Here is a 22884-nt window from a genome sequence, read left to right as displayed (position 1 = left end):
AATCCCCCCCGAAAAGACCCACCCCCGCACCACACCCCACCCCCCCCAACCCCTCACCACCGTCCCCCTTTACACCGCCGATCAATGGCATCAAGCCCCCGTCTACCAACGGGAAGACCTCCAACCCGGTGATATTATTCCCAGTCCCGCCCTAATCATCGAACCCACCGGAACCAATGTCCTGGAACCCGGTTGGCAAGCCGAAGTCAACCCCTACCAGCACCTAATTTTACGCCAAGTCGCCAGCCCAACCCTCTCCCCTAACACCATCCCCAGCCCAAATCAAGCCGATCCCGTCCTCTTAGAAATCTTTAATAACCTCTTCCGTTCCATCGCCGAACAAATGGGGACAACCCTCCAAAACACCAGTTATTCTGTCAACATTAAAGAGCGTTTAGACTTCTCCTGCGCCATTTTTGATCAGCAAGGTCAATTAGTCGCCAACGCCCCCCATATACCCGTTCATTTAGGCTCAATGGGCGAAAGCGTCACCCGCTTAATTGAAAATCAACAACACCCCTTTAAACCCGGCGATGTCTACGCCCTCAATAACCCCTACAATGGCGGAACCCACCTCCCCGATATTACCGTTATTACCCCCGTTTTTCACCCCCATGATCTCCCATCAAAACCCCTCTTTTACGTCGCCTCTCGCGGGCATCATGCCGATATCGGCGGCATTACCCCCGGTTCCATGCCCCCCCATAGTACAAGGGTAGAAGAAGAGGGCATTTTGATCGATAATTTCCAGTTAGTTGATCAGGGGATTTTTCGCGAGTCAGAACTGATTGAATTATTAACCCATAGCCCCTATCCTGTCCGCAACTTAACCCAAAATATCGCCGACCTACAAGCCCAAATCGCCGCCAATGAAAAAGGCGTGCAGGAACTGCAAAAAATGGTGCAACAATACGGCTTAGAAACCGTGCAAGCTTATATGGGTTACGTTCAAGACAATGCCGAGCTTTGTGTTCGGCGAGTGATTAATGTCTTAAAAGATGGGGAATTTAGTACAGAATTAGATAGTGGGGAAAAAATTCAGGTTAAAATTACCATTCATCGGGATAAAACCCACCTGAACCATAATCGAGCCGTGATTGATTTTACCGGAACATCCCCGCAAACTAATAGTAACTATAACGCCCCATCTGCCATTTGTAAAGCCGCCGTTTTATACGTCTTTCGCAGCTTAATTGATCAAGATATTCCCCTCAATGCTGGGTGTTTAAAACCCTTGGAAATTATCATCCCTTCCGGCTGCTTACTCAACCCCCAATTCCCCGCCCCCGTCGTCGCTGGGAATGTAGAAACCTCTCAACTGATTACCGACTGTTTATATGGGGCATTAGGGATTATGGCCGCCGCTCAAGGGACTATGAATAACTTCACCTTTGGCAATGAAAAATATCAATATTATGAAACCATTTGTGGGGGATCTGGTGCCGGAGTAACCTTTAACGGAACCGATGCCGTACAAACCCACATGACCAACTCCCGCCTCACCGATCCCGAAGTCTTAGAATGGCGGTTTCCAGTCCTCTTAAAAAGCTTCACCATTCGCCCCCAGAGCGGCGGAGACGGCTTGTTTAAGGGAGGAAATGGCGTAATTCGTCAAATTCAGTTTTTAGAACCCATGACGGCGGCGATTTTATCGAGTCGCCGACGGGTGGCCCCCTTTGGATTAGCCGGGGGAGAGGCCGGATTACCGGGCAAAAATTATGTTTTACGACGGGGGGAAATCCGAGAAGAATTGGGCAATACAGCGATGGTTGAACTAGAAGCGGGGGATTGTTTTGTCATTGAAACTCCCGGAGGGGGAGGACTGGGATTAGCAAAAAATCTGAACCCTTAAACATGGGTTAACCTTGACTCCCTAAAATCCCTTATGGTTACTAAGCTGGTCAAAGTATGCTCCATGACTTAGGAACTCATTACTAGGGTAGCTTGTTGTCCTATTTTGGCAGCAATCACGGGGTCAGAACAGCCGAATTCTTAGGCAGAGGACGGGTTGTAGTGATAGGAACTAGACCTGTCAAAATTGGGCTGATCAAACAATTGTCACCCCGAGTTTCATTCGCCCAAATCACGCTAATTCAATCCTGTTCACTCAATCACACCCAGCTAAATTTCCTCAAGTTCGATTTCAGTTCAATTTTAGTCCGTTGTTGTTTTGGGTTTGGAGCGAAAACACCAAAAAACAATTTTCTCCTCTGCTTAATTTTCCCTTGCAAAACAGTATATTCACATTTTTTCGAGGTCTGATGTTATCTTTAAATTTCCCGTCTCAACTGTTTTCTTGGCGCAGCGTCAAACTCTTATCTGTTGCGGCTCTTTCTGCGGGTTTAGTGGCCTGTGGGGGGGAAGTCGCTAATAATGGGGAGACAGAAGGCAGTGGCCGAACCTCCACCGTTGCCATTAGTGGCGCGGGGGCAACCTTCCCCGCTCCCTTATTCCAGCGTTGGTTTGACACCTTCAACCGCCAAGTAGACTCCATGGTTCAAGTGAGTTATCAATCCGTCGGTAGTGGTGCCGGGTTGGAACAGTATATCAATGGTACCGTAGACTTTGGAGCGAGTGAAGCACCCATTACCGAGTCGGCTGACCGTTTGAAATCCTTTAAGGATGCTTACCCCTACGAACCTCTGCAACTGCCTTTAGTGGGGGGGTATGTGATTTTCGCCTATAATCTGCCGGGGGTAGATGCCGAGTTGAAGTTCTCCCGGACAACTTATTGTGGCATTGTAGGCGGTACGATTACCAACTGGAATGATCCCGCGATCGCAGCCGACAACGAAGGCGTAGAATTTCCCGACCAACCTATCACCTTTGTCCACCGTTCCGACGGTTCCGGCACCACCTTTGTATTTACCAACCATATCAACACCATCTGTCCCGATTGGCCCGCCGGAGCCGGGACTTCTGTAGACTGGCCCGTTGGGATTGGTGGTCAAGGGAATGAAGGGGTTGCTGCCGGGATTCAACAAAATGAAGGCGCGATTGGTTATCTGTCCTATGCCTTCGCCCAATTGAACAATATCCCCGTTGCTCGTATTGAAAACAAAGCTGGCAACTTCCCGGATCCCCTCCCAGCTAATGCGTCCTTAGCCTTTGAAGGGGTCGAGATGCCCGACGACTTCGCCCTGTTAGTTCCCGATCCTGAACATCCCGACGCTTACCCCATCTCGGGTCTGGTTTGGGTGATGGTCTATCGGGAATATAGCGATGCTAACAAGTGGGACGCGCTCAAAGAGGTGTTAGAGTGGACCCTCGGGCCTGAAGGGCGTGCCATTACCGAGGAGTTGTTCTATGTGCCGATGCCGGATAGCATAGTTGCTCGGATCAAAAAAGAATTAGATGCCGTTACCGTTAAATAAACCCTAATGTGGGTTATGCCGTTCGCGTAGCGTGCTAAAGGAAAAGCCGCCGGGTTTCTTGCCTAAATCTTGGTTAAACTGCCAAAATAGTCCCAGAAACCCGGTTTTTTGCTTCCTTGGTTTTGTGTCTCATCCCGAACTATCATGACAACTTTTGACGACATACAGGATAAAGTTCCTGCTCCCAGTTTAGAGAAAAAAATTAGTAGCGATCGCGTCTTAGATGTCGGCTTTTGGGGGTTAACCCTCCTCCTTGCCATCAGCGCCGGAGCAGTCTTAATCTGGGTGATTCTCCAGACCGCCAACTCCAGCCTCCCCGCCATTCAGCAGTTCGGTTTAGGGTTTCTAACCACCATGACCTGGAACCCCGTCACCAACATTTACGGCGTTCTCCCCCAAATCTACGGCACCCTCGTTACCTCCTTTATCGCCCTCCTCATCGCCATTCCCGTGGGGGTAGGGGTGGCCGTTTTTCTGACCGAGGATTTTGTTCCCCGCTACATCACCACCCCCATCGCCTTCGCCATCGAGTTAATTGTGGCCATTCCCAGCGTTGTGTTAGGACTCTGGGGGATTTTCGTCTTAATTCCCTTCCTGCGCCCCTTCTTTCAATTCCTCAATAACACTTTCGGCTGGATTCCCATTTTTGGCGGTGGCGCACCCCGAGGGAATAACCTCTTAGTGGTGGGTTTAGTCCTCTCCCTGATGATTGTTCCCCTCATTATTTCCATCACTCGCAGCACCTTTGAAGTGTTGCCCCCCTCCCTCCGCGCTGGCTCTTTAGCTCTAGGCGCGACCCGTTGGGAAACCATCCTTAAAGTGCTGATTCCCGCCGGACTCTCGGGGATTATTAGTTCCGTCATGCTCGCCCTCGGTCGTGCGATGGGAGAAACCATGGTAGCCGCCATGATGGTAGGGAATGCCAATCGTATTGATATCTCTATTCTCCAGCCCGGTGCGACCATTACCGGACTCATTGCCTCTCAGTTCGGAGAAGCCGGACGCTTGCAAGTCTCCGCCTTGATGTATGCAGGTTTGGTGTTAATGGTTCTCTCCCTCATTGTGAACATCTTGGCCGAGTTAATCATTCGCCGCTTCCAAAATATTGAATAAACCCCCTCGGGTACAAATTGCCATCTTGTTCGTTCCAGAGTAAATAACCTTAGATACCGTGGACAATCAGCCCTCATCCCTATTCGATAACGGTCAATTTGACCTCTCTAAAAAATCCGTCGCTCTCCATCGGCGGATGTTGAGCATTATTCTTACGTCACTGACCTTTATTTTCACTACGGCGATCTTAATTCCCCTGTTTATGGTGGTGATTAATGTCTCCGCTAAAGGGGTCAATCAACTGAAGTTTCCCGATACCTTTACCCAACTCCCCCCGCCTCCCGGTTTAACAGAAGGGGGGTTTGGTCATGCCATTATCGGGACTTTAATCACCCTCGCCATTGCTAGCTCCATTGCGGTGCCTTTTGGTATCTTATCGGCCATTTATTTAGCTGAATTTGGCCGAGGGAGTAAAATCGCCTATCTCGTCAAGTTTTCCGCCAACGTATTAACGGGGGTGCCAGCTATCTTATGCGGACTTTTTGCCTACTCTGTCGTGGTGATGCCGATGGGGGGGTTTTCTGCTTTTTCCGGTGGTGTGGCGTTGGCGGTGTTGATGTTACCGATTATTGTTCGAGCCACAGAAGAAGCGCTGTTATTAGTTCCCAATGAAATGCGTCAGGCGGCCATCGGGGTGGGGTCTACCCGTTTTCAGATGGTGATTTCCATTATTATCCCGGCGGCACTCCCGGCCATTATTACTGGGGTCGTGTTGGCCTTGGCACGGGCGGCCGGGGAAGCTGCGCCTTTATTGTTTACGGCGTTTAATAATAATTTCTGGGCAACAGATCCCATGCAGCCCATTGCGACGTTGCCTGTGTTGATTTATTTCTTCTCGATTATCCCCTATAAGGCTTCTCAAGATTTGGCTTGGGCGGCGGCAATGGTTTTAGTGGCCATTGTGTTGATTTTCAGTATTGTGGCTCGTTTGGCGGGCAAACAGAAGGCGTTTTATAGCTAGGGCTTGCTGAATAACTCTACTCGTGGGGCTAGGGAATTGATAATTGATAATTGATAATTGTCAATTGTCAATTGTCAATTGATAATTTCTCCCCCGCTCCCCCTCTCCCCCGCTCCCCGACTCCCGACTCCACTTCGACGATTCTCTAGCTGCAAGTGGTGGATTTCAGGGGTGGGCTGTCGATCTTCTGGGATCCATGTAGACTAAAATAGGTGTTTTTAGCCCAGTGAGTGAACTCCCCATGATTGATCTGAGTGTTCTGAGTTTAGATGTGGCCACAACCTTGACCGCCTTGTTGTATCTGGTGTTGAGTGGTTTATATTTGTTGATTCTCCCTTCAGTTCTCTATTGGTATTTGAATCAACGTTGGTATGTGGCGAGTTCTGTGGAACGGACGGTGATGTATTTCTTTGTTTTCTTCCTGTTCCCCGGATTGTTGTTGCTCTCCCCCTTCCTCAATTTTCGTCCGAAACGCCGTCAAGTCGGAGCTTAAAAGAGAGTATGCGACGAATTGATGCGATCGCCTTGACCCTAGTGATTTTTGGCGCGGGTGCTTTCCTCTACTGGGGTTTCCAATGGTTTGGACTGGATGGCATTCAAGCCGGAATCTGGACACAAGCCTTGATGGTGGTGGGTCTTTTGGGCTGGTTAGCCACCTATTTGTTCCGGGTAGGCGCTGGCAAAATGACCTATCATCAACAGTTGAAAGATTACGAGGACGCGGTTCTACAAAAGCGTTTGGAGGAAATGAGTCCCGAGGAGTTAGCCCAACTCGAAGCGGAAATAGAGCAAGAAGAGCGGGCCCACTCCTCCCAATCTGAGACGTAGCAATACCTCATCCCCTGCGCCAAATTCTGATAAGATCAAAGGTCTGTGTCTTTCACCTTTCAACCCCCCATGACCTCTGTTTCTGATTGTTTCCAAGCTCTGAAAAAACAAGGAACTTGCGCCCTCATCCCTTTTATTACGGCCGGAGATCCAAATTTAGGGACAACGGCCGAAGCTTTAAGAGTATTAGATCAATCGGGGGCGGATTTAATTGAGTTGGGGGTGCCTTACTCGGATCCCTTGGCCGATGGTCCGGTGATTCAAGCGGCTGCTACCCGTGCGTTACAACAGGGGGTAACACTGGATAAGGTGTTAGAGGTGGTTCAATCGGTACAGGGAGAGGTGAAGGCTCCCATTATCTTGTTTACTTACTACAACCCAATTTTTTATCGGGGGATTGACAATTTTCTCGCCCAAGTGGCTCAAGCGGGAGTGAAGGGTTTAGTTGTGCCGGATTTGCCTTTAGAAGAAGCGGAGGTTTTATTAAAACCGGCGGCGGCTCAAGGGATTGATGTAACGTTGTTGGTGGCTCCGACAAGTCCCAAAGAACGGATTGAGGCGATCGCAAAACAATCCCAAGGCTTTATTTATCTCGTCAGCGTTACCGGAGTGACGGGAACTCGTACTGAAGTCGCTTCTAGAGTAAAAGACATCATCCCTAGCCTACGGGGTATGACGGATAAGCCGATTGGTGTTGGCTTTGGCATTTCTCAGCCGGAACACGCCCAACAGATTAAAGCTTGGGGTGCAGATGCGGTGATTGTTGGCAGCGCTTTTGTCAAGCGCCTAGCAGAAAATTCCCCGCCAGAGGGATTAAAGGCCATTGGGGAATTTTGCCGAAGTTTAAAGGCTGCGATTGTTACTGACCAGTAATCCGTAAGATGTAGAAATTAATAATTAATAATTGACAATTGATAATTAGGGCTTGTAGTTGCGCTTCAGCGCATTGGATGTTAAGGAAAACTAGCAAGGATGCCGATTCCACTTCGACTAAGTGCTTATCGAGCGCAGTCGAGATGCAGCCACCACCGACTAGCAGACTTGTTCAGCCAGCCCTATATTAGGGTTTGCTGAAACAGCCTAATGCTAGACTCAACAAGGGAACAGGGAGTCGGGAATCGGGAGTCGGAAACAATTGTCAATTGTCAATTATCAATTCCCTATTACTTCTCCCCTGCTCCCCTGCTCCCCTGCTCCCCTGCTCCCCAAGTTATTCAGCCAGCCCCAATTAACCATAACGCTTTTCTAACCAGACCCTTACATCCTGCTCGGAGGTGAAGAGGTCTTTGTTGCGAGTCAGAGGATCATAAACGTGATAAAAAACTTCACCTTGATCATTTTTCTTAATGGTAATTTTCGGCTCATTTCCTTGAGTCATAAATTGAACAAAAGCTGTGAAGAATTGATTAAGGACAGAACTCAAACCAAGCTGATTCGTGGTTTTTGCTTCATCTTTAACTAAAGAAAAGTCAAGATTTGTAGAGTTTTGTGTTGTAGCTATAGGTAGCATATTTGTCTGTCCCCCTTGTTATTTAGCACTCTATAAATACTCTAGCCAGTGCAGCATTGAACATACAACAGATGACATCGATAGGTTCTATCGATAAAATTAATAGATAAAAATAAATTCCCCTCCCACAATGACACTAGGCTTGGGTAGCTTAGGAGGACTATGCAGAAAATTAATCCCTATAACCTAAAAATCTCTCAACTGCGCGCCTTAGTCACTGTGGCGGAGGAAGGGAACTTTAGCGCGGCGGCGTTACGGCTGGAATTATCGCAATCTACGATTAGTCATGCGATCGCCAACTTAGAAGAGGAACTCGGCGTACAACTGCTAAAACGGGGCAGACACGGGGCGCAACTGACCCCCATTGGCTACAATATTCTGCAACAAGCGCGGCAAGTCTTGGACTTGTTGGATAGCATTGCCAACGAAGCCAATCACGCCAAAGGACTAGAAGGGGGAGAGGTGAAAATCGCCGCTTTTCGCAGTGTAGCGACGAATATTTTACCGAGTGCGATCGCCCGTCTCCACAGCCACTATCCTCAAATTACCCTCACCATCTACGAATTCGACGCTCAACAAGACATCGAAAAACTCCTCAGACGGCAAGAAGTAGATATCGCCATCGGAGACGTAATCCGAGGCGACGACATCGAAAGCTGGGAACTCCTCGAAGACGACTATATTATTCTCCTCCCCCCCCATGCCGCCCCCCAAAACAGCCAAATCGACTGGGAAGAACTCGCCCGCTATCCCCTCATTGTCTCAGCCTCTGGCTCCTGTTGTCTGCGTACTGGGCAATGTATCGAACAATCCCCCATCCCCCTCACCATCGCCTACCGCATCCGGGAAGACTCCACCATGATCAGCATGGTACAGCAAGGCCTCGGTGCGGCTATCCTCCCCCGTCTTGCCGCCGCTCCCATACCCAGTGGCCTCCAAGTCTGTCGCCTTCCCTACTACCTCTCTCGTACTTTAGGCCCCTCTATCTTGAAAAATGCTCTCCACTCTCCCGCCGTTTTCGCTTTTCTCGATGCGCTCCGCAATACTGGGCAGTTTCGAGAAGCGCTGGCGGGGTGAACTGGCGCTTGAACTGCGGATTGGCGCTGAAGCGCAACTACGAACGGAAGTTGAACTGCGGACTGGCGCTGAAGCGCAACTACGAACGGAAGTTGAACTGCGGATTGGCGCTGAAGCGCAACTACGAACGGAAGTTGAACTGCGGATTGGCGCTGAAGCGCAACTACGAACGGAAGTTGAACTGCGGATTGGCGCTGAAGCGCAACTACCAACGGAACTACGAACAGTAACTATTCTAGTGAAAAGCTGACTCAAATCTGCCTAAATAAGCTAGGATCAATAGTCGATGATTTAACCAAAACCTTATTTAAAAACCATGCCACGCACCCAACGCAACGATAATTTTATAGATAAAAGCTTTACCGTCATGGCAGACTTAATCCTCAAGATGTTGCCTACTAATCAACAAGCGAAAGAAGCTTTTGCCTACTACCGTGATGGAATGTCTGCTCAAGCTGATGGGGAATATGCCGAAGCGCTCGAAAACTATCAAGAAGCCCTGAAACTGGAAAACGACTCCAACGACCGCAGTTATATCCTCTACAATATGGGGCTAATTTACGCCAGCAACGGGGAACACGAGAAAGCCCTAGAATTTTATCATGAGGCCATTGACCTTAACCCGAAAATGCCCCAAGCTCTGAATAATATTGCTGTAATTTATCATTACCAAGGGGAACGGGCGAAAGAAGCGGGCAATGAGGACGAAGGAGAAGCCCTCTTTGACCGGGCTGCGGAGTATTGGAAACAAGCTATCCGCATTGCTCCTAATAATTACATTGAAGCCCAGAACTGGCTTAAAACCAGTGGTCGCTCAGAAATGGATGTATTTTTCTAATCATTCCTTCTCAATTATCAATTCTCAATTCTATTCATCACCCAACGATTGCCATGTTAGACCGCGAACAAGTCCATAAAGTCGCTCATCTTGCCCGTTTAGACTTAACACCGGAGGAGGAAACGGCTTTTACGCAACAATTGAGCAGCATTTTGGACTATTTCGAGCAACTCGAAGAATTGGACACGGAGAATGTTCATCCCACAACTCGCGCTATTGAGATTAGCAATGTCACTCGGCCAGATACTTTAAGGACGATGGAAGACCGGGAGAAAATGCTCCAAGAAGCGCCGGAACAAGAGGGGGATTTTTTCCGAGTCCCTCAAATTCTCAGTACAGAGGATTAGTTGATACACCCTTGACTTGTCTCTAATGACGCTACCCCGTCCCCAGATGAGGGGGGATGATTGCCCATTCTCCCTCAATTTGCGCGACGGGGTAGGTGTTTTTTTTGGGCATGAGGCAGATTCGGCTGAAGGGCTTGGGGGGCTTGGGTTTGAGGCAGGTTGTTTGATTGAGGGTGTCGCGCACCTTACAGGGCAAGGGTTTCAGCCATTTCTTGTTTTTTCCCGAAGGCTGTGTTATAGTTTTGAGGTGGGTGTCGCGCAAGTGAGGCGGGAAAACCAGATAAGGTAACGCTTCCGGGTCGCCGCTCTTGAAATGCGCTATAATACCTATTAGGGATTGAAACTTTAATGGCTCTTGGTATAATCCATCATTTTCGGGTTAAAACTTGAAATGCGCTATAATACCTATTAGGGATTGAAACTTTTCGAGACACTAGAGCTTCCTGTTGCCGTTGGCCTTGAAATGCGCTATAATACCTATTAGGGATTGAAACAATCTTATCGCACTACCATCGCCCTTATCGGGTTCTGGCTTGAAATGCGCTATAATACCTATTAGGGATTGAAACACTGCCATCTTGCAAGCAATAAAAGATGATAGATTTTCTTGAAATGCGCTATAATACCTATTAGGGATTGAAACGGGTATTTGGCTGCCCAGGGAGGATGGGAGGGGAGAGGATGCTTGAAATGCGCTATAATACCTATTAGGGATTGAAACGCAAAAGCAGTGATTGAGCAGTGGCTAACCCATGCCTACTTGAAATGCGCTATAATACCTATTAGGGATTGAAACCATTCTATTACTGGAGATCAATCCATGACAAACAACTTGAAATGCGCTATAATACCTATTAGGGATTGAAACGATTTGTATCCCCACTTCTTTTTTAGTGTTTTCAACTTGAAATGCGCTATAATACCTATTAGGGATTGAAACACACAGCACGGTGGACTCGGGGCAGACCGCCGCACTATCTTGAAATGCGCTATAATACCTATTAGGGATTGAAACTAGCCAGAGCAAACTTGAGGATAAACAACACCGCCAAGATCCACATCCCAATCTTCGTTTCATGAAACTTACCCTGAAACGACTTGATCACCGGATAAGCAATTAACCCCACCGCCAAACCTTCGGCAATGGAATAACTCAACGGCATAATCACAATGGTCAGAAAAGCCGGAATGGACTCAGCCGGATCTTGCCAACGGATATGGGTGACACTCCCGGCCATTAATACCCCCACAATCAATAAAGCAGGAGCCGTAGCAAAACCGGGAATCGCTTGGAGAATGGGAATAAAAAACAGTGCCAATACAAATAAAATCGCTGTAACTACGGCAGTGAAACCACTACGCCCCCCTTCCGATACTCCGGCCGCCGATTCAATGTAACTGGTGACGGTAGAAGTTCCCAGAATCGCCCCGGCCGTGGTTCCCACAGCATCAGCCATGAACGCCCGATCTACTCGGGGAAATTCGCCATTTTCTTCAATGTAGCCCGCTTTAACCCCCAATCCGGTTAAAGTGCCTACGGTGTCGAACAAGTCTACAAACAGAAAGACAAAAATCACGGTAAAGAGTTCAAAGCCATTACTGCGAGTCATTTCGCCAATCCCCACAAAAGCCTGTCCAACGAGATCAACGGGGAGTTGAGGCAAGGCGACGAGGGCTTGAGGTGGGGGGGCAATGCCCAAAATCCAGCCTAGGAGAGCAGTGGCTAAAATGCCCCAGAGTAGCGCCCCTTTAATGCGACGGGCGAGAAAGGCTGAGGTGAGGAAAATTCCGACAACGGCCATGAGGGTTTTGGGATTGCTTAAGTCTCCTAATCCCGTGAGGGTGGCGGGATTGGCGACGATTAGCCCAGCGCCCCCGGTTTCTGGGTTGCCGGAGAGGGCAATATAGGCGATAAATAGACCAATCCCGGCGGCGGTGGCGTGTCGAATGCAGTCGGGAATCATGGCCACAATGAGGGTGCGTACTTTAAATAGACTGAGGATGATAAAAATAATTCCCTCAATCAGCACGGCTCCGAGTGCTACGCGCCAACTAATGCCTAAACCAATGACGACGGAAAAGGCAAAGTAGGCGTTTAATCCCATGCCGGGGGCGAGGGCAAAGGGGAAGTTGCCATAGAGTCCCATAATGAAGGTTGCGATCGCCGCCGAAAGAGCCGTAGCAATCACCAACTCCCCAAACAAGTCCCCCGACTCTTGTAAATAAATGGCCGCCGAGAGAATCCCCGGATTAACAGCCAAAATATAAGCCATTGTGACAAAGGTAGTCACTCCCGCTAAAATTTCCGTGCGAAAGTTGGTCTTTAAACCCGCAAAATCAAAATATTGGGCAATTTTGACCCCCACCCCCCCAAATTCTGGGGAGCTATCTGGCTTTTGTTCCGGTTCTTCTGTCATGTCTTGCTCAGGAAACAGTAAACAGTAATCAGTGAACAGTAAACAGTAAACAGTAAACAGTAATCAGTGAACATTTGTCGGGGGTATAAGGCAATCTTGACAAGTTAAGCCTTTTCTCCTCTGGTTAAGGTCAGGTAATCGGAAAAATATTATTAATTATTATCGTAAAACATAGCCCACCCCGCGAACAGTGTGCAGTAACCGTTTAGCGTTGTTAATCTCCATTTTGATGCGTAAAGCGCGGACATAGACCTCAATAATATTAGATTCTCCCATAAAGTCATAACCCCAGACATTTTCTAGGATTTGGTCACGAGTTAAGACTTGTCGGGGGTGACGGAGTAGGAGGTCAAGGAGTTCAAATTCTTTGACAGTGAGTTCAATGGGTTGAGAACCGCGATACACTTCCCGAGTCAGACGATTTAAGCTGAGGTCTTCAAATTGTAGAATGTCTTCCGGTGAGATTCCAGCACGACGTAACCGGGCTTGAATGCGTGCGAGGAGTTCTTCCATACTAAAGGGTTTGGTCACATAATCATCAGCCCCGGCGTTTAACCCAGTTACTCGATCGGGAATGTCATCTTTAGCTGTGAGTAGAATGATGGGGGTGTTGATGGCCGTTTTACGCAAGCGGAGACAGAGGTCTAGACCTGAGATACCCGGTAACATCCAGTCTAAAATCAGTAAATCCGGTTCTTGCTCACGAGCGAGATTGAGGCCATCAATGCCATTAGTGGCGAGGGTGACTTGATACCCTTCTAAGGTAAGTTCAGCGCGGATAAATTGGGCGAGTTTGGGGTCATCTTCGACTAGGAGGATATGATGAGTCATGGGGAGCTTTCCAGAGGGGTAGGGTGAGGGTGAAGGTGCTGCCTGCTTGGGGTTTGGAACGCAGGGTAATGCGGCCGTTCATGGCTTCGATGAGACTTTTGGCGATCGCTAATCCTAATCCCGTACCGTCCCGAGAGCGAGTCATTGACTCATCCACCCGATAAAACCGTTCAAAAATACGCTGTTGATGGGAAAGGGGAATACCAATTCCGCGATCGCAAACATGAATATGAGCGCAGTCCTGAGTTTGTTCTAACACTAAATCCACAGGCTGATCTGGAGCCGAATATTTAAGCCCATTATCCACCAAATTAATTAACACCTGTTGTAATCGGTCTTGATCTGCACAAACCACCACATCCTCTTCCGTCATCAGTAACCGAATCGTCCGATTGCTCACCTTTTGGCTCATAGCCGTCACTTCAGCCATTAAGGTATTCAAAACCAGAGGCTGAGAGCGAAAATGTAAATGACCCGTATCCGCCCGAGCTAAATCCAGTAAATCCTGTAACATTCGGATAGTGCGTTCCGTCTCTGCCGTAGCCGTTTCTAAAGCCTGTTGTTGATAATCGCTTAAATTCGTGCTGCGTCGGCTTAGACTTTGTAAATAGCCCACCACCACCGTTAAAGGAGTCCGCAATTCATGGGACACATTCCCCACAAACTGCCGTTGTTGTTCCCACGCTCCCGAAAGACGGCATAACATCTCATTAAAGGCCGTAGCCAGGCCTAAAATTTCCTCCGGTGCTTGATGCAGTTCTAATTTAGCCCCCGTTAAATCATCCGCAGAAACCGCCCCAGCCACTTGACTCATTTGTTCGAGGGGGTGCATGGCGTGGCGAATGCGTTGGGAAATCGCCACCATTAAAAAAACAATCGTCAACAAACTAATCCATAACAAACGCCACAATCCAGCCTGTAATTTTTGTTGATCTCCGGTGATATCTTGGGAGAGGTACAAGCGACCCACCACCTGATTATTCACCAGTAAAGGAGTGCCACAGAGGACAATATCCCGGTTGCCGAGGCGAATCACTTGGGGTTTATCCGGGATATTAGCGAGGGAGTCTAGAGTGCGGATTTCGAGGACATCCCGACTCAGATTAGAGGAACGCGCCAACAGTCGCCCCTCTGGATTTTGTACCCATACTAATAATTCCGGAGTTGAGACTCGCTCAATGGTTTGTTCGAGTCCCCTTTCTAGGGAAACGGCTTCTGTGTAGAATTCTAATTGTTCAGGAAAACGCCGTGCAATATATTCTAAAGTTTGTTTATGAGCCGCCACTAGATTCTGTTCCATTTGCCAAGCCGACCAAATGGCAATACTCCCTAATCCTAAAATGGAGAGGGTTACTAACTCCAACGTTAGGCGGAATTGTAGGGAGGAAGTCGAAAATTTTTTGCCGGGCCACAACGACACGAGGAAAGCAAGATAACGGCCGAGTTGCATGACTGGAAAACCTCTAATAATCAATAATTAATAATTGATAATTAATAATTGTTTCGCGATTTGTAGGTTGGGTGAAGCGAAAGCGAAACCCAACAAAACAATTGATAATTAATAATTGATAATTGTTTCGCGATGTGTAGGTTGGGTGAAGCGAAAGCGAAACCCAACAAAACAATTGATAATTGATAATTAATAATTAATAATTATTTCGCGATTTGTAGGTTGGGTGAAGCGAAAGCGAAACCCAACAATTCACTAAAAATTGCGCGCTGTACCTGTGAGAACATCAAATTGAAAGCGCTGCTGATAGTTCGTTTCGCCGTATAAATTAAAACTGAGCGTCGGTTCCGGGGAAATAGCCTCAACGTGGTGAATCGCTTCTGGCATCAGGCATAGAACATCACCGGGGCCGAAAATGCGATCGCCTACTTTTTCAATCGAATCCGGCACATCCTCCCTCCCAGAACGTCGCCAGAACGTATTTTTCTCATCCCCACTCAACAGCGCCACCAATCCCCAACAAGCATGATTATGAATCGGAGAAACCACTCCAGGCGCCCAAGCCACTAACTGCAACGTTAAGGGAAAAAACGGCTCATCATAGAGCATTAACACCCCCCATCCCGTCTCAGGATTCGGTTCTACCATCGGGATTTGTAGCCAAGACGAACTCCTTAAAAGTTGGCGCACCAAAGGACAAATCGCTTGTAATCTCAACGCATCATCGGGAATTTGTTCTAGGATATCTTCGAGATCCGTTAAAAAACGATACAACCGATAAGGACGCAATGAATCAGCCTCTGAGTTTCCCCAGTCCACCCCCCTACAAACTCCCTCATTATTAACTAACCAGTCTTGACTTGTCATGCTTCCTCTCGTTCCTTGCCCCATTGTCCCGTTTGTTTGACATCCCATTTTTTTGACAATGGCAGATCTAGGCAGATTTAGATTTTATCGTTTTTATTGTAAACCGAGGACGTAAAAACAACCTGATCAATCCCTGACCTCTAGATGAATTTTTCCTGAAATGAGCTTTTAGCGAATCTCTATCTGTTCTTCAGGAAATCTTCATCTCCACCCCTTTTAATGCAAGATAACAGTTCAAAGTAAGAACTATAAATATTGAGAAGTTGACCTAACAATCTGTCAGCTTTCCTGCCCTGAACAGTGCCATTTACTCCTAAACAATCTGAGGTCAAATATGCGTAAAACTGTCATTTTGTCAAGCGTTTTTTTCAGTACCGTAGCCGCTAGTTTATCCCTCGCCAGTCTGACCGATTCTGTTCAAGCCTCACCCCATCCAGTAACTCTGAATTCCCTTGAACTTCATGCCTCTGCTGCGGGTAACGTTGGAGGCCGTTTAGCCCCACAATTACAAGGAAAACCTGTAGTAGTCGATATTTACGCCAGTTGGTGTCCGGCTTGTCGTAATATTGCCCCAACCCTCTCCCAACTTAAGGAACAATATGGGGAACAGGTGCATTTTATTGTGTTTGATGTCAGTGATCAAACCAAAGCTAAGGCATCAGAAGCTAAGGCAAAAGAATTAGGCTTAGGCTCATTTTTTGCTGCCCATAAGTCTCAAACCGGAATGGTTGCCATTATTGACCCAGCCACCGGAGATATTTTGGCACAACATCGTAATAATACCAATTTGTCCGCCTATACTTCTGTGCTAAATTCAGCAATTTCTTCACCCTAGCGTAAAGTTAAGTCTGAAAAATTAGACCATTTATTAGGTTTATTGGGTTTTATTTCCTAGCTCTCTTTCTCTACAACTGACACTTGAATTCTGCACCAAATTTTGATTAGACATCTCCTAAAATCCCTTGATCGGAATAGTGCAATAAGGATTTGAACTTAAAGATGGGGAGATGTCTATTGATTCCTTTGATTAACTGGAGGCAAACCTCATGAACGTTCGTTATTTATCCACTTTGACCATTGTTTCTCTGCTCACATTAGGCGGTGTTGCGGCTTGTTCTAATCCCTGTGCCGCTAAATCTCCCTCCTCCAATGCTGGAACAGAACTCCCATCCGATCCTTGCGCTGGGAAAAACCCCTGTGCAGCTAAAGCCGATCCTTGCGCTGGGAAAAATCCCTGTGCAGCTAAAGCCGATCCTTGCGCTGGGAAAAATCCCTGTGCAGCTAAAGCTCAATCTCTTAGCGCACCGTTGGCCCCAGAATTGCAAGGGAAACCCGTTGTGGTGGATATTTATGCAAGTTGGTGTTCAGCTTGTGAAAATATTGCCCCCACCTTATCCCAACTGAAAGACGACTATGCAGGGAAAGTCCATTTTGTTGTGTTGGATATGAGCGATCGCACTACCACCGCCGAAGCCGAAGCCAAAGCCCAAGAATTGGGACTCGGAGACTTCTTAGCTACCCACAAATCTCAAACCGGAATGTTAACCATTGTTAATCCCGACACCGGAGAAATCCTCGCCCAACATCGCAACAATCCCACCCTCTCAGACTACACCACCGTATTAGATACCGCCCTAGCCCAATAACCTAGAGCATCACCGGGTTTACTCAGCAAGTCTGCTGGTCGGAAATAATTATCAATTATCAATTTTTAATTATCAATTCTTAATTCCACCCCCCATCCAGACAGACACCAACGATACAACATTCCCCCTTGATTAGGAGAAAATTCCGTGGCCTCCACAAAATCATCCGCCCCATCAGGCAAATCCCGCACCTATCCCAAAGCCTTAAAAAAGTGGCTCATTTACGGTGGATTAGGACTCCTTGCCCTAATCCTAGTCATCACCTTGGGTCCGGTGATGAGTCACCCCCTTGAACGGGCGATTTCCCTAGTCGAAAATCGTTATCAACAATGGTTTGATCAACAAAACACCACCAATCCTATTATCTTAATTTCCCTCGCCTTTATGGGCGGTTTGTTAGCCAGTGTATCGCCCTGTATCTTGGCACTACTCCCCGTTAACCTGAGTTATATTGGCACCTTAAAAATTAAATCCCGTTTTGACGCCTTCACCAAGGCCGGACTCTTTGTCCTCGGAGCCGTCACCATTTTAAGCTTATTCGGCCTAGTCTCCTCCTTTGCCGGAGCCGTGATGGTGGACTATCGAGGCTATATTAATCTCCTTGTCGGGTTAATTATGGCCCTGATGGGACTGTGGTTAATGGGCGTGATTCAGTTACCCTTGCCCCAGATGAACCTAGATGTGCCTGTAGCCGGCCCCTATGGGGTAGGGTTAACCTTTGCCTTAGTGAGTTCTCCCTGTGCCAGTCCGGTGTTATTTGCGGTGTTAGCGGCCGCGGCTGCCACAGGTTCCCAACTCTTAGCAACGTTAACCATGGTCAGTTATGCCCTCGGCTACACCATGCTGATTTTCCTCGCCAGTTTGTTCACCGGATTAGCCAAACAGAGTAATCAATTGTTGAAACACTCCGAGGGGATTATTCGCTTCGGTGCCGTGGCCTTAATCATGACAGGTGCTTACTATCTGTTCACCGGGACTCAATGGTTGATCGGAGGTTAAGCACCATGACAGTTGAGAATTTGGTGATTATTGGCTCAGGTCCGGCGGGTTATTTAGGGCTTGCTGAAGTGTAGGCGTGTTATTCAGCAGACCCTAATGATCAATTATCAATTCTCAATTCCCCTACTCGCCATCTTTTACGGGTAAAATGTCATCCGAAATAACCACCAATTCAGCCCCCTGCAACTCTTCTACGACCACTTGTTTTTGATCATCAGTCCCGTAAATTTCCGTGATGCGACGGATTAACACCAGATTCTTTTCCCGAAATTCATAATTTTCTAAGACAAAAGTATTGGCGCTGACCCTTTGGAAGGATTCCAATGTGCCTTGATCTTCATGAACCGTTATACTCGTGATTACTTCTAAATCTTCGTTGCGCTCAAATTCCCCCGTTTCCGGGTTATATAGCCAGTAAAAATAAGGGATATTCGGAGAAGAAGGCAAAAACTGCGGGATGCGTAAATCTTGATATCCGTCAAAGTTTAAATCTTCCACCACAAAACCCCCAGTAGTGAGATCAGGGAAAGTAGTGTTAAATCCCGTTAAAGTCTGTTGTGGACTCTTGGGATTGTCCGGGGTATAGATGGCAATAGTATCAATTTCCGCTCGTTCCTCCACGATATCCCCTGTTAACACAAAGGTAAAAGGAGGTAAGTCAGGGTGAATTTGTTGTTCAATTCTCCACTGCTCCCGTGGAGTTGTATTCCCTGACTGGCAAGCCACAAGGGTAATGGCGAGGCTTACACTCCACAGGGGCTTTAAGATCGGCTTGGCTTGTGGTTTTGAGGCGTTGTGTGCAGGGGATGGGGGCGAAGATAAAACCATTGCAATATCGTTGTTTTTTGTTCATTTTATCTCAGCCTAAACAGAAACCGGGTTGCGTTCATCTTCTCATGAGTGCCTCCAACTCTTGCGAAAAACCCGGTTTCTGACTTCAAGCTTGAAACCGGGTTTCTACAATGATAAGGAGTGAACTACCCCACCCTGCCGTTAGCGAGGATGGGGCTTCCTGATTCAACTTAAATCCTAGTCGTTGGCGAAGTCTGACCCAGGAATGGTTGCAACTGTGGGAGTGGGTTCTCCGTTGAGAATAGCCTCTCGCCGTTGGGCTAAATCCCGAGAGGCGCGGAATTTGCTCTGCATCGCCTCCTCAGATAACACAGAGACAGAATCTCCGGCTTCTAATCCTTCCCCTTGAGCGCGCATTTCAAAGCTGGCAGTCGGGGTACTGAATTCAAGTTTCACTGGGAAGGCGAGGGGATTGGAAGCATCGACGCTGGGGTTAATGTCACTGATAGCAAAGGCTTTTACCCCCCGACCATTAATTAATAAATCCCCCAAAATGTCCGCATAGTCGGCAAAATCTACCCGGTCATCAGGACCAAATTCCCCGAGAACAATCTCACCGACGGACACGGTGAAACGGTCGTCTTGATCAATGTTTTCCGGCAGACCAGCAATGGCGGTAAATAGGGAATTATCAGACATTTCTGTTCCTGTGACTCCGGGGAATACGCGACTGGTTAAACCAACGGGTTGAGCGGAGGGAATCATGGTGTAATCAAAACGGTTGGCCATTGGGGGGTCATACCAGCGACCACTGGGGACATTATTGAAGGTGAAAGCTCCTCTCGATATGTTGCTAGGGAGGGCGGGGGTGGCTTGAGTCCGACTATTAATCCCGCCAAAGGTTGTCCCGAAGGTGTTAAAGGGGCTGATGGTGTTAGTTGTCGTGCGTCTGGCCTCGTTAATGTCAGAAAGGACGTTGTTGATTCCGGGGCTGGGTGGAATGGTAGTGGGAACAAAGGCGGTAGGACTGAATCCCGGGGGATTGGGGACGAGGACGGAGCCTCCGGTGAGGGTGGTGTTAAAGTTGGCGTTGTAACTCTGGCCTAGGATGCTTTGGAAGGTGTAGGCCTCGGCCGGGGCGGAGGCAGTGTCAACTGGAGGGTTGGGGAAGGGTTGATATTGTATCAAAACAACGGGGGTATTTCGCTCTACGGTGCCTCTTCCGCCAATACTGGAGGCGGTTCCGACTTCCCTTATGATGAGGGGGGCGCTGTTGTACTGAATGTAAGGTCGGCCAAAGCTGTTGAAGTTGATTTGATTAATGGTGAATTGGAGTTCGGTGGGGAGGTTGTTAAAGAAGGTGGGACGACCGAAGGCGGAAAAACCACGAAAGGAGAGGGTGCCGAGGACGGATCCTTGAGTCCCAACGCGGGGAATGGATCCGGCGGGTACGTTGAGTTGGGGGAGGACACTGGTTCTGAAGAGGGCGTTGAGGGGAATATCGCCTTGATTGGTGCGGATATAGGTGCTGGTGGGTGTGGCTCCGTCCCAAACGTTGCTTAGGTTGAATCGATCACCGACGAAAATCTCTGCGTCGCGGAAGTTGGCAAAGCCTCCAGTCACTCTCAGGGTTTGGGTGATCGCAGGATCCGATAAGGCGATCGCACTACAACTGACCAATAAGGGGATCAGGGAAGATTTCAACATGGTTGCAAAAACTCCAGAATGGAAAACAATCATCAGGTTAGAAACTAAAGGTAGTCCGTAGAACACCAATGGTGATGGTGTCGCTGCCGCTACTTTGGGCGGGATTCAAGACAAAAACCACCCCCGGGGTGAGGGCAATATTATCTGTCATCTGCCAACGATAAAAGGCTTCGAGGTGGGTTGTGGTACTCCGTGACCCCCCAGAGGTTCCCAATCCTCCCGCTAACAGGTTGGGGAGATTAAACCCCGTGGGGAGGGTACTACGGGTAATTTTGGGGGGTTGCCCGAAGTAAATTCCGCCTAAATTCCCTTGGCCACCTAAGTCGGGGAAGTTGAGGAAGGTCATCCAGTTGACGGTGTTGACCGTGCCGGACTCACTGGGAATGCTGGAGGTGGTATAACCAAACCAGCCCCCCCAATTGAGCCAAGAGGTGGCATCCCAAGAGAGATTAATCCCAAAGGCATGGGTATTAAGGGGAGTTCCTTCGGGAACTAATTGATCTTCGCCGATGCCTGTGCGTAAGCTGCCCAGGGGGGAGTAATTGTAGAGATAGTTGAGAGTCAGGTCTAAATTATTGCTGGGTGCGATCGCCACTTGGACACCGGAGGTAATATCTCCAAAGTCACCCCCCAACAAACCGCCAAACTCGCCGTTATTGGGCAGACTACTACTATAAAACCCTTGGACATTTAGGCGATCGCTCACTTGCCAATCTAACCCCAGTCCTCCTTGACCTCCACCGATAGCAATAATCGGGTTACGTTGAGCAAAAGCGGAAACCGGGCCAAACCCCGCACTTTCCACACGATTCGCCCCCCGAAAGACACTCACCCCATTGACTCCTCGCGGCCCCACGATTAAAGCGAGGCGATCGCCAAATAAATGACGATAGGTTAAATCACTTAATTGGAATTGATTCTGATTATTAAAATCTCCCTCATAGGACAGTGCCGTATCATTGGTTAACCGAAAACGTCCATTACTCGCCTGTAACCCCGTTAACAACAGACTCCGAGGGGAAAATTGAGTAAATAAACTCAACTGCACATTAGTAATCACCGTCGGCTGGGTAAAGGGATCCCGTAAATCTGCAATCCCATCCACCGGGAAGAAATCCAATTGATTGTTATTCCGTCCCTGTAAGCCAATAATCGCTTGACCGAACAGTTTCGTCGTCGTCGAAAACTGTTGCTCTTCCAGTTGAGCCACTCGCGCTTCTAAACCATCAATTCTCGTCCCCAAGAATGCCAATTCTGAGGAAAATTCTTGTTCCAAACGTCGCAAGACCTCTAAATCCCCTTGAGTGGGTCGGTCGTCGTCCCCTAACAAGCGTTCAATACTCTGCAAACAAGCATTTAAGCCCGCCGCAAACTCATAACGACTGAGGGAACGTTGACCGCGAAACGTGCCGTCGGGATAACCCACAAGGCAGTTATAGCGCGTCATCAGTTCACTTAAAGCCTGATAAGCCCAATCTCCGGGGAACACATCCCGCAACTGGGACACTGAATTCATCTGTGCCATGGGATGGTTTTCTGCACCCATCGCCCCATTCACGAGGGGGAGAGAACTGGGTGAATTCTCCGAGGGAATCCCCGGTAGGGGAGCCGCTAAAATCGACATCGGCAAGAATGCACCCGTTAGAACGCTGGATAAAACCCAAGTTCCAGACTGTAGGAAGACAATGCTTGGTATTTTCACAGTAGTACCCTGAATTGGTATTGAGTCAATATATCCGTAAAATTAACCAAGGATTATACTCAGTTTTATCAAGTCTGCCAATACTTAAAAGAACATACAACTATTCTGTTATTGAATTGTTACCAGACTATGGTGCTAATTATTCGATACGCCATAAATAGTGTTTTATGATTCCTCAAGCTCTATATATGGGACTTGATAAAAAGCACATAAGCTGTATCTGGCAAAATTGCCCACCCACTTAACCCAGAGACGCTTCGTTTCCCAACACCGCCCCACTAAAACCCGGTTTCTGTCCCTTGACACTCCTCGGCCTAAAGGCACGAGGATTCTTGGTTCACAGACTCGCCATAACCTAGCAGGATTGCTCCAACCAGGCTAGAGGGCAAATCTCCCCAAGCTTTAGATCCGGTATGCCCTACCGT

The 22884-nt window shown here is 48.1% G+C and carries 21 protein-coding genes, 2 pseudogenes and 1 CRISPR repeat array; of the genes and pseudogenes, 14 read left to right on the top strand and 9 right to left on the bottom strand.

The annotated features are described in order from the left end of the window. The 7 genes from K4A83_RS15510 to trpA all read left to right on the top strand — a co-directional run. A partial coding sequence (locus tag K4A83_RS15510) for a hydantoinase B/oxoprolinase family protein (protein ID WP_265265526.1) occupies positions 1 to 1852 on the top strand: 1852 nt, incomplete at its 5' end. Between the two features lie 409 nt (positions 1853 to 2261). Next, complete coding sequence (pstS, locus tag K4A83_RS15505) at positions 2262 to 3374, top strand: phosphate ABC transporter substrate-binding protein PstS (RefSeq protein ID WP_265265524.1); 1113 nt, start codon at positions 2262 to 2264, stop codon at positions 3372 to 3374. A gap of 144 nt (positions 3375 to 3518) precedes the next feature. Continuing rightward, entirely contained in the window at positions 3519 to 4487 is a 969-nt protein-coding gene (pstC, locus tag K4A83_RS15500) for a phosphate ABC transporter permease subunit PstC (protein WP_265265523.1), read from the top strand. A gap of 58 nt (positions 4488 to 4545) precedes the next feature. After that, entirely contained in the window at positions 4546 to 5448 is a 903-nt protein-coding gene (pstA, locus tag K4A83_RS15495; RefSeq protein WP_265265521.1) for a phosphate ABC transporter permease PstA, read from the top strand. A 241-nt stretch (positions 5449 to 5689) separates the two neighbouring features. After that, positions 5690 to 5941 carry an NAD(P)H-quinone oxidoreductase subunit L gene (gene ndhL / locus K4A83_RS15490; protein ID WP_265265520.1) on the top strand — a complete coding sequence of 84 codons (252 nt, stop codon included), beginning with the start codon at positions 5690 to 5692 and terminating at the stop codon, positions 5939 to 5941. 8 nt (positions 5942 to 5949) lie between these two features. Continuing rightward, a complete protein-coding gene (locus tag K4A83_RS15485; protein ID WP_265265519.1) occupies positions 5950 to 6276 on the top strand; it encodes a DUF3007 family protein in 327 nt (108 codons plus the stop codon). A gap of 69 nt (positions 6277 to 6345) precedes the next feature. Then, positions 6346 to 7149 (top strand): tryptophan synthase subunit alpha, encoded by an 804-nt coding sequence (gene trpA / locus K4A83_RS15480; RefSeq protein ID WP_265265518.1) that lies wholly within the window; start codon positions 6346 to 6348, stop codon positions 7147 to 7149. A gap of 355 nt (positions 7150 to 7504) precedes the next feature. On the opposite strand, the gene K4A83_RS15475 is transcribed toward trpA, so the two are convergent. Further along, the gene (locus tag K4A83_RS15475; protein ID WP_265265517.1) at positions 7505 to 7786 is read right to left on the bottom strand and encodes a hypothetical protein; all 282 of its coding nucleotides are present in this window, start codon (positions 7784 to 7786) and stop codon (positions 7505 to 7507) included. Between the two features lie 162 nt (positions 7787 to 7948). Between K4A83_RS15475 and K4A83_RS15470 the strand changes: the two genes are divergently transcribed. The 4 genes from K4A83_RS15470 (at position 7949) to gatC (ending at position 10048) form a co-directional block, all read left to right on the top strand. Then, positions 7949 to 8863 carry a LysR family transcriptional regulator gene (locus tag K4A83_RS15470; RefSeq protein ID WP_265265516.1) on the top strand — a complete coding sequence of 305 codons (915 nt, stop codon included), beginning with the start codon at positions 7949 to 7951 and terminating at the stop codon, positions 8861 to 8863. After that, positions 8860 to 9093, top strand: a complete 234-nt coding sequence (locus tag K4A83_RS15465; RefSeq protein WP_265265515.1) for a hypothetical protein — start codon at positions 8860 to 8862, stop codon at positions 9091 to 9093. Before K4A83_RS15470 ends, K4A83_RS15465 begins: the two co-directional genes overlap by 4 nt. A gap of 86 nt (positions 9094 to 9179) precedes the next feature. Continuing rightward, complete coding sequence (locus tag K4A83_RS15460; RefSeq protein WP_265265514.1) at positions 9180 to 9701, top strand: photosystem I assembly protein Ycf3; 522 nt, start codon at positions 9180 to 9182, stop codon at positions 9699 to 9701. A gap of 53 nt (positions 9702 to 9754) precedes the next feature. Continuing rightward, on the top strand, positions 9755 to 10048 hold the full coding sequence (gene gatC, locus K4A83_RS15455) for an Asp-tRNA(Asn)/Glu-tRNA(Gln) amidotransferase subunit GatC (protein ID WP_265265513.1): 294 nt from the start codon (positions 9755 to 9757) through the stop codon (positions 10046 to 10048). Between the two features lie 307 nt (positions 10049 to 10355). Then, positions 10356 to 11063: direct repeats of the CRISPR family, unit length 37 nt; unit sequence CTTGAAATGCGCTATAATACCTATTAGGGATTGAAAC. Between the two features lie 4 nt (positions 11064 to 11067). Here the strand turns inward: gatC and K4A83_RS15450 are convergent. From K4A83_RS15450 to K4A83_RS15435, 4 genes and pseudogenes are all read right to left on the bottom strand, one after another. After that, positions 11068 to 12465: pseudogene (locus K4A83_RS15450) on the bottom strand (NCS2 family permease); the annotation flags it as partial. A gap of 159 nt (positions 12466 to 12624) precedes the next feature. After that, positions 12625 to 13296 carry a response regulator transcription factor gene (locus K4A83_RS15445; RefSeq protein ID WP_265265511.1) on the bottom strand — a complete coding sequence of 224 codons (672 nt, stop codon included), beginning with the start codon at positions 13294 to 13296 and terminating at the stop codon, positions 12625 to 12627. Further along, positions 13265 to 14746, bottom strand: coding sequence for a sensor histidine kinase (locus tag K4A83_RS15440; protein WP_265265510.1), 1482 nt, complete (start codon positions 14744 to 14746; stop codon positions 13265 to 13267). The genes K4A83_RS15445 and K4A83_RS15440 overlap by 32 nt, the downstream gene beginning before the upstream one ends. Positions 14747 to 15001: 255 nt before the next feature. After that, the gene (locus tag K4A83_RS15435) at positions 15002 to 15613 is read right to left on the bottom strand and encodes a cysteine dioxygenase family protein (RefSeq protein WP_265265509.1); all 612 of its coding nucleotides are present in this window, start codon (positions 15611 to 15613) and stop codon (positions 15002 to 15004) included. A gap of 334 nt (positions 15614 to 15947) precedes the next feature. Here K4A83_RS15435 and K4A83_RS15430 point away from each other — a divergent pair, with 334 nt between their 5' ends. The 3 genes from K4A83_RS15430 to K4A83_RS15420 all read left to right on the top strand — a co-directional run bounded on the left by K4A83_RS15430 (position 15948) and on the right by K4A83_RS15420 (position 18258). Then, positions 15948 to 16448: a thioredoxin domain-containing protein gene (locus tag K4A83_RS15430; RefSeq protein WP_265265508.1), complete on the top strand. Its 501-nt coding sequence runs from the start codon at positions 15948 to 15950 to the stop codon at positions 16446 to 16448. A gap of 211 nt (positions 16449 to 16659) precedes the next feature. Further along, positions 16660 to 17259, top strand: coding sequence for a TlpA family protein disulfide reductase (locus K4A83_RS15425; RefSeq protein WP_265265507.1), 600 nt, complete (start codon positions 16660 to 16662; stop codon positions 17257 to 17259). A gap of 147 nt (positions 17260 to 17406) precedes the next feature. After that, positions 17407 to 18258, top strand: coding sequence for a cytochrome c biogenesis protein CcdA (locus K4A83_RS15420; RefSeq protein ID WP_265265506.1), 852 nt, complete (start codon positions 17407 to 17409; stop codon positions 18256 to 18258). A 123-nt stretch (positions 18259 to 18381) separates the two neighbouring features. On the opposite strand, the gene K4A83_RS15415 is transcribed toward K4A83_RS15420, so the two are convergent. The 4 genes and pseudogenes from K4A83_RS15415 to K4A83_RS23435 all read right to left on the bottom strand — a co-directional run. Then, positions 18382 to 19086 carry an XAC2610-related protein gene (locus K4A83_RS15415; RefSeq protein ID WP_265265505.1) on the bottom strand — a complete coding sequence of 235 codons (705 nt, stop codon included), beginning with the start codon at positions 19084 to 19086 and terminating at the stop codon, positions 18382 to 18384. A gap of 201 nt (positions 19087 to 19287) precedes the next feature. Further along, entirely contained in the window at positions 19288 to 20757 is a 1470-nt protein-coding gene (locus tag K4A83_RS15410) for a hypothetical protein (RefSeq protein ID WP_265265504.1), read from the bottom strand. A 37-nt stretch (positions 20758 to 20794) separates the two neighbouring features. Continuing rightward, positions 20795 to 22459: an iron uptake porin gene (locus tag K4A83_RS15405; protein ID WP_265265503.1), complete on the bottom strand. Its 1665-nt coding sequence runs from the start codon at positions 22457 to 22459 to the stop codon at positions 20795 to 20797. Positions 22460 to 22773: 314 nt separating this feature from the next. Then, a pseudogene (locus tag K4A83_RS23435) lies at positions 22774 to 22884 on the bottom strand (RNA-guided endonuclease InsQ/TnpB family protein); the annotation flags it as partial.

The sequence above is a fragment of the Spirulina subsalsa FACHB-351 genome, assembly GCF_026130165.1.
Taxonomy (GTDB): domain Bacteria; phylum Cyanobacteriota; class Cyanobacteriia; order Cyanobacteriales; family Spirulinaceae; genus Spirulina_A; species Spirulina_A subsalsa_A.
The sequence above is the reverse complement of the archived record's forward strand: the minus strand, read 5'-3'. Positions and strand labels throughout refer to the sequence as shown.

Bases quoted from the DNA above. Each gene is read 5' to 3' on its own strand.
- pstS (WP_265265524.1), top strand. From the start codon at position 2,262: ATGTTATCTTTAAATTTCCCGTCTCAACTGTTTTCTTGGCGCAGCGTC.
- pstC (WP_265265523.1), top strand. From the start codon at position 3,519: ATGACAACTTTTGACGACATACAGGATAAAGTTCCTGCTCCCAGTTTA.
- ndhL (WP_265265520.1), top strand. From the start codon at position 5,690: ATGATTGATCTGAGTGTTCTGAGTTTAGATGTGGCCACAACCTTGACC.
- K4A83_RS15485 (WP_265265519.1), top strand. From the start codon at position 5,950: ATGCGACGAATTGATGCGATCGCCTTGACCCTAGTGATTTTTGGCGCG.
- trpA (WP_265265518.1), top strand. From the start codon at position 6,346: ATGACCTCTGTTTCTGATTGTTTCCAAGCTCTGAAAAAACAAGGAACT.
- K4A83_RS15475 (WP_265265517.1), bottom strand. From the start codon at position 7,786: ATGCTACCTATAGCTACAACACAAAACTCTACAAATCTTGACTTTTCT.
- K4A83_RS15470 (WP_265265516.1), top strand. From the start codon at position 7,949: ATGCAGAAAATTAATCCCTATAACCTAAAAATCTCTCAACTGCGCGCC.
- K4A83_RS15460 (WP_265265514.1), top strand. From the start codon at position 9,180: ATGCCACGCACCCAACGCAACGATAATTTTATAGATAAAAGCTTTACC.
- gatC (WP_265265513.1), top strand. From the start codon at position 9,755: ATGTTAGACCGCGAACAAGTCCATAAAGTCGCTCATCTTGCCCGTTTA.
- K4A83_RS15445 (WP_265265511.1), bottom strand. From the start codon at position 13,296: ATGACTCATCATATCCTCCTAGTCGAAGATGACCCCAAACTCGCCCAA.
- K4A83_RS15440 (WP_265265510.1), bottom strand. From the start codon at position 14,746: ATGCAACTCGGCCGTTATCTTGCTTTCCTCGTGTCGTTGTGGCCCGGC.
- K4A83_RS15435 (WP_265265509.1), bottom strand. From the start codon at position 15,613: ATGACAAGTCAAGACTGGTTAGTTAATAATGAGGGAGTTTGTAGGGGG.
- K4A83_RS15430 (WP_265265508.1), top strand. From the start codon at position 15,948: ATGCGTAAAACTGTCATTTTGTCAAGCGTTTTTTTCAGTACCGTAGCC.
- K4A83_RS15425 (WP_265265507.1), top strand. From the start codon at position 16,660: ATGAACGTTCGTTATTTATCCACTTTGACCATTGTTTCTCTGCTCACA.
- K4A83_RS15415 (WP_265265505.1), bottom strand. From the start codon at position 19,086: ATGGTTTTATCTTCGCCCCCATCCCCTGCACACAACGCCTCAAAACCA.
- K4A83_RS15410 (WP_265265504.1), bottom strand. From the start codon at position 20,757: ATGTTGAAATCTTCCCTGATCCCCTTATTGGTCAGTTGTAGTGCGATC.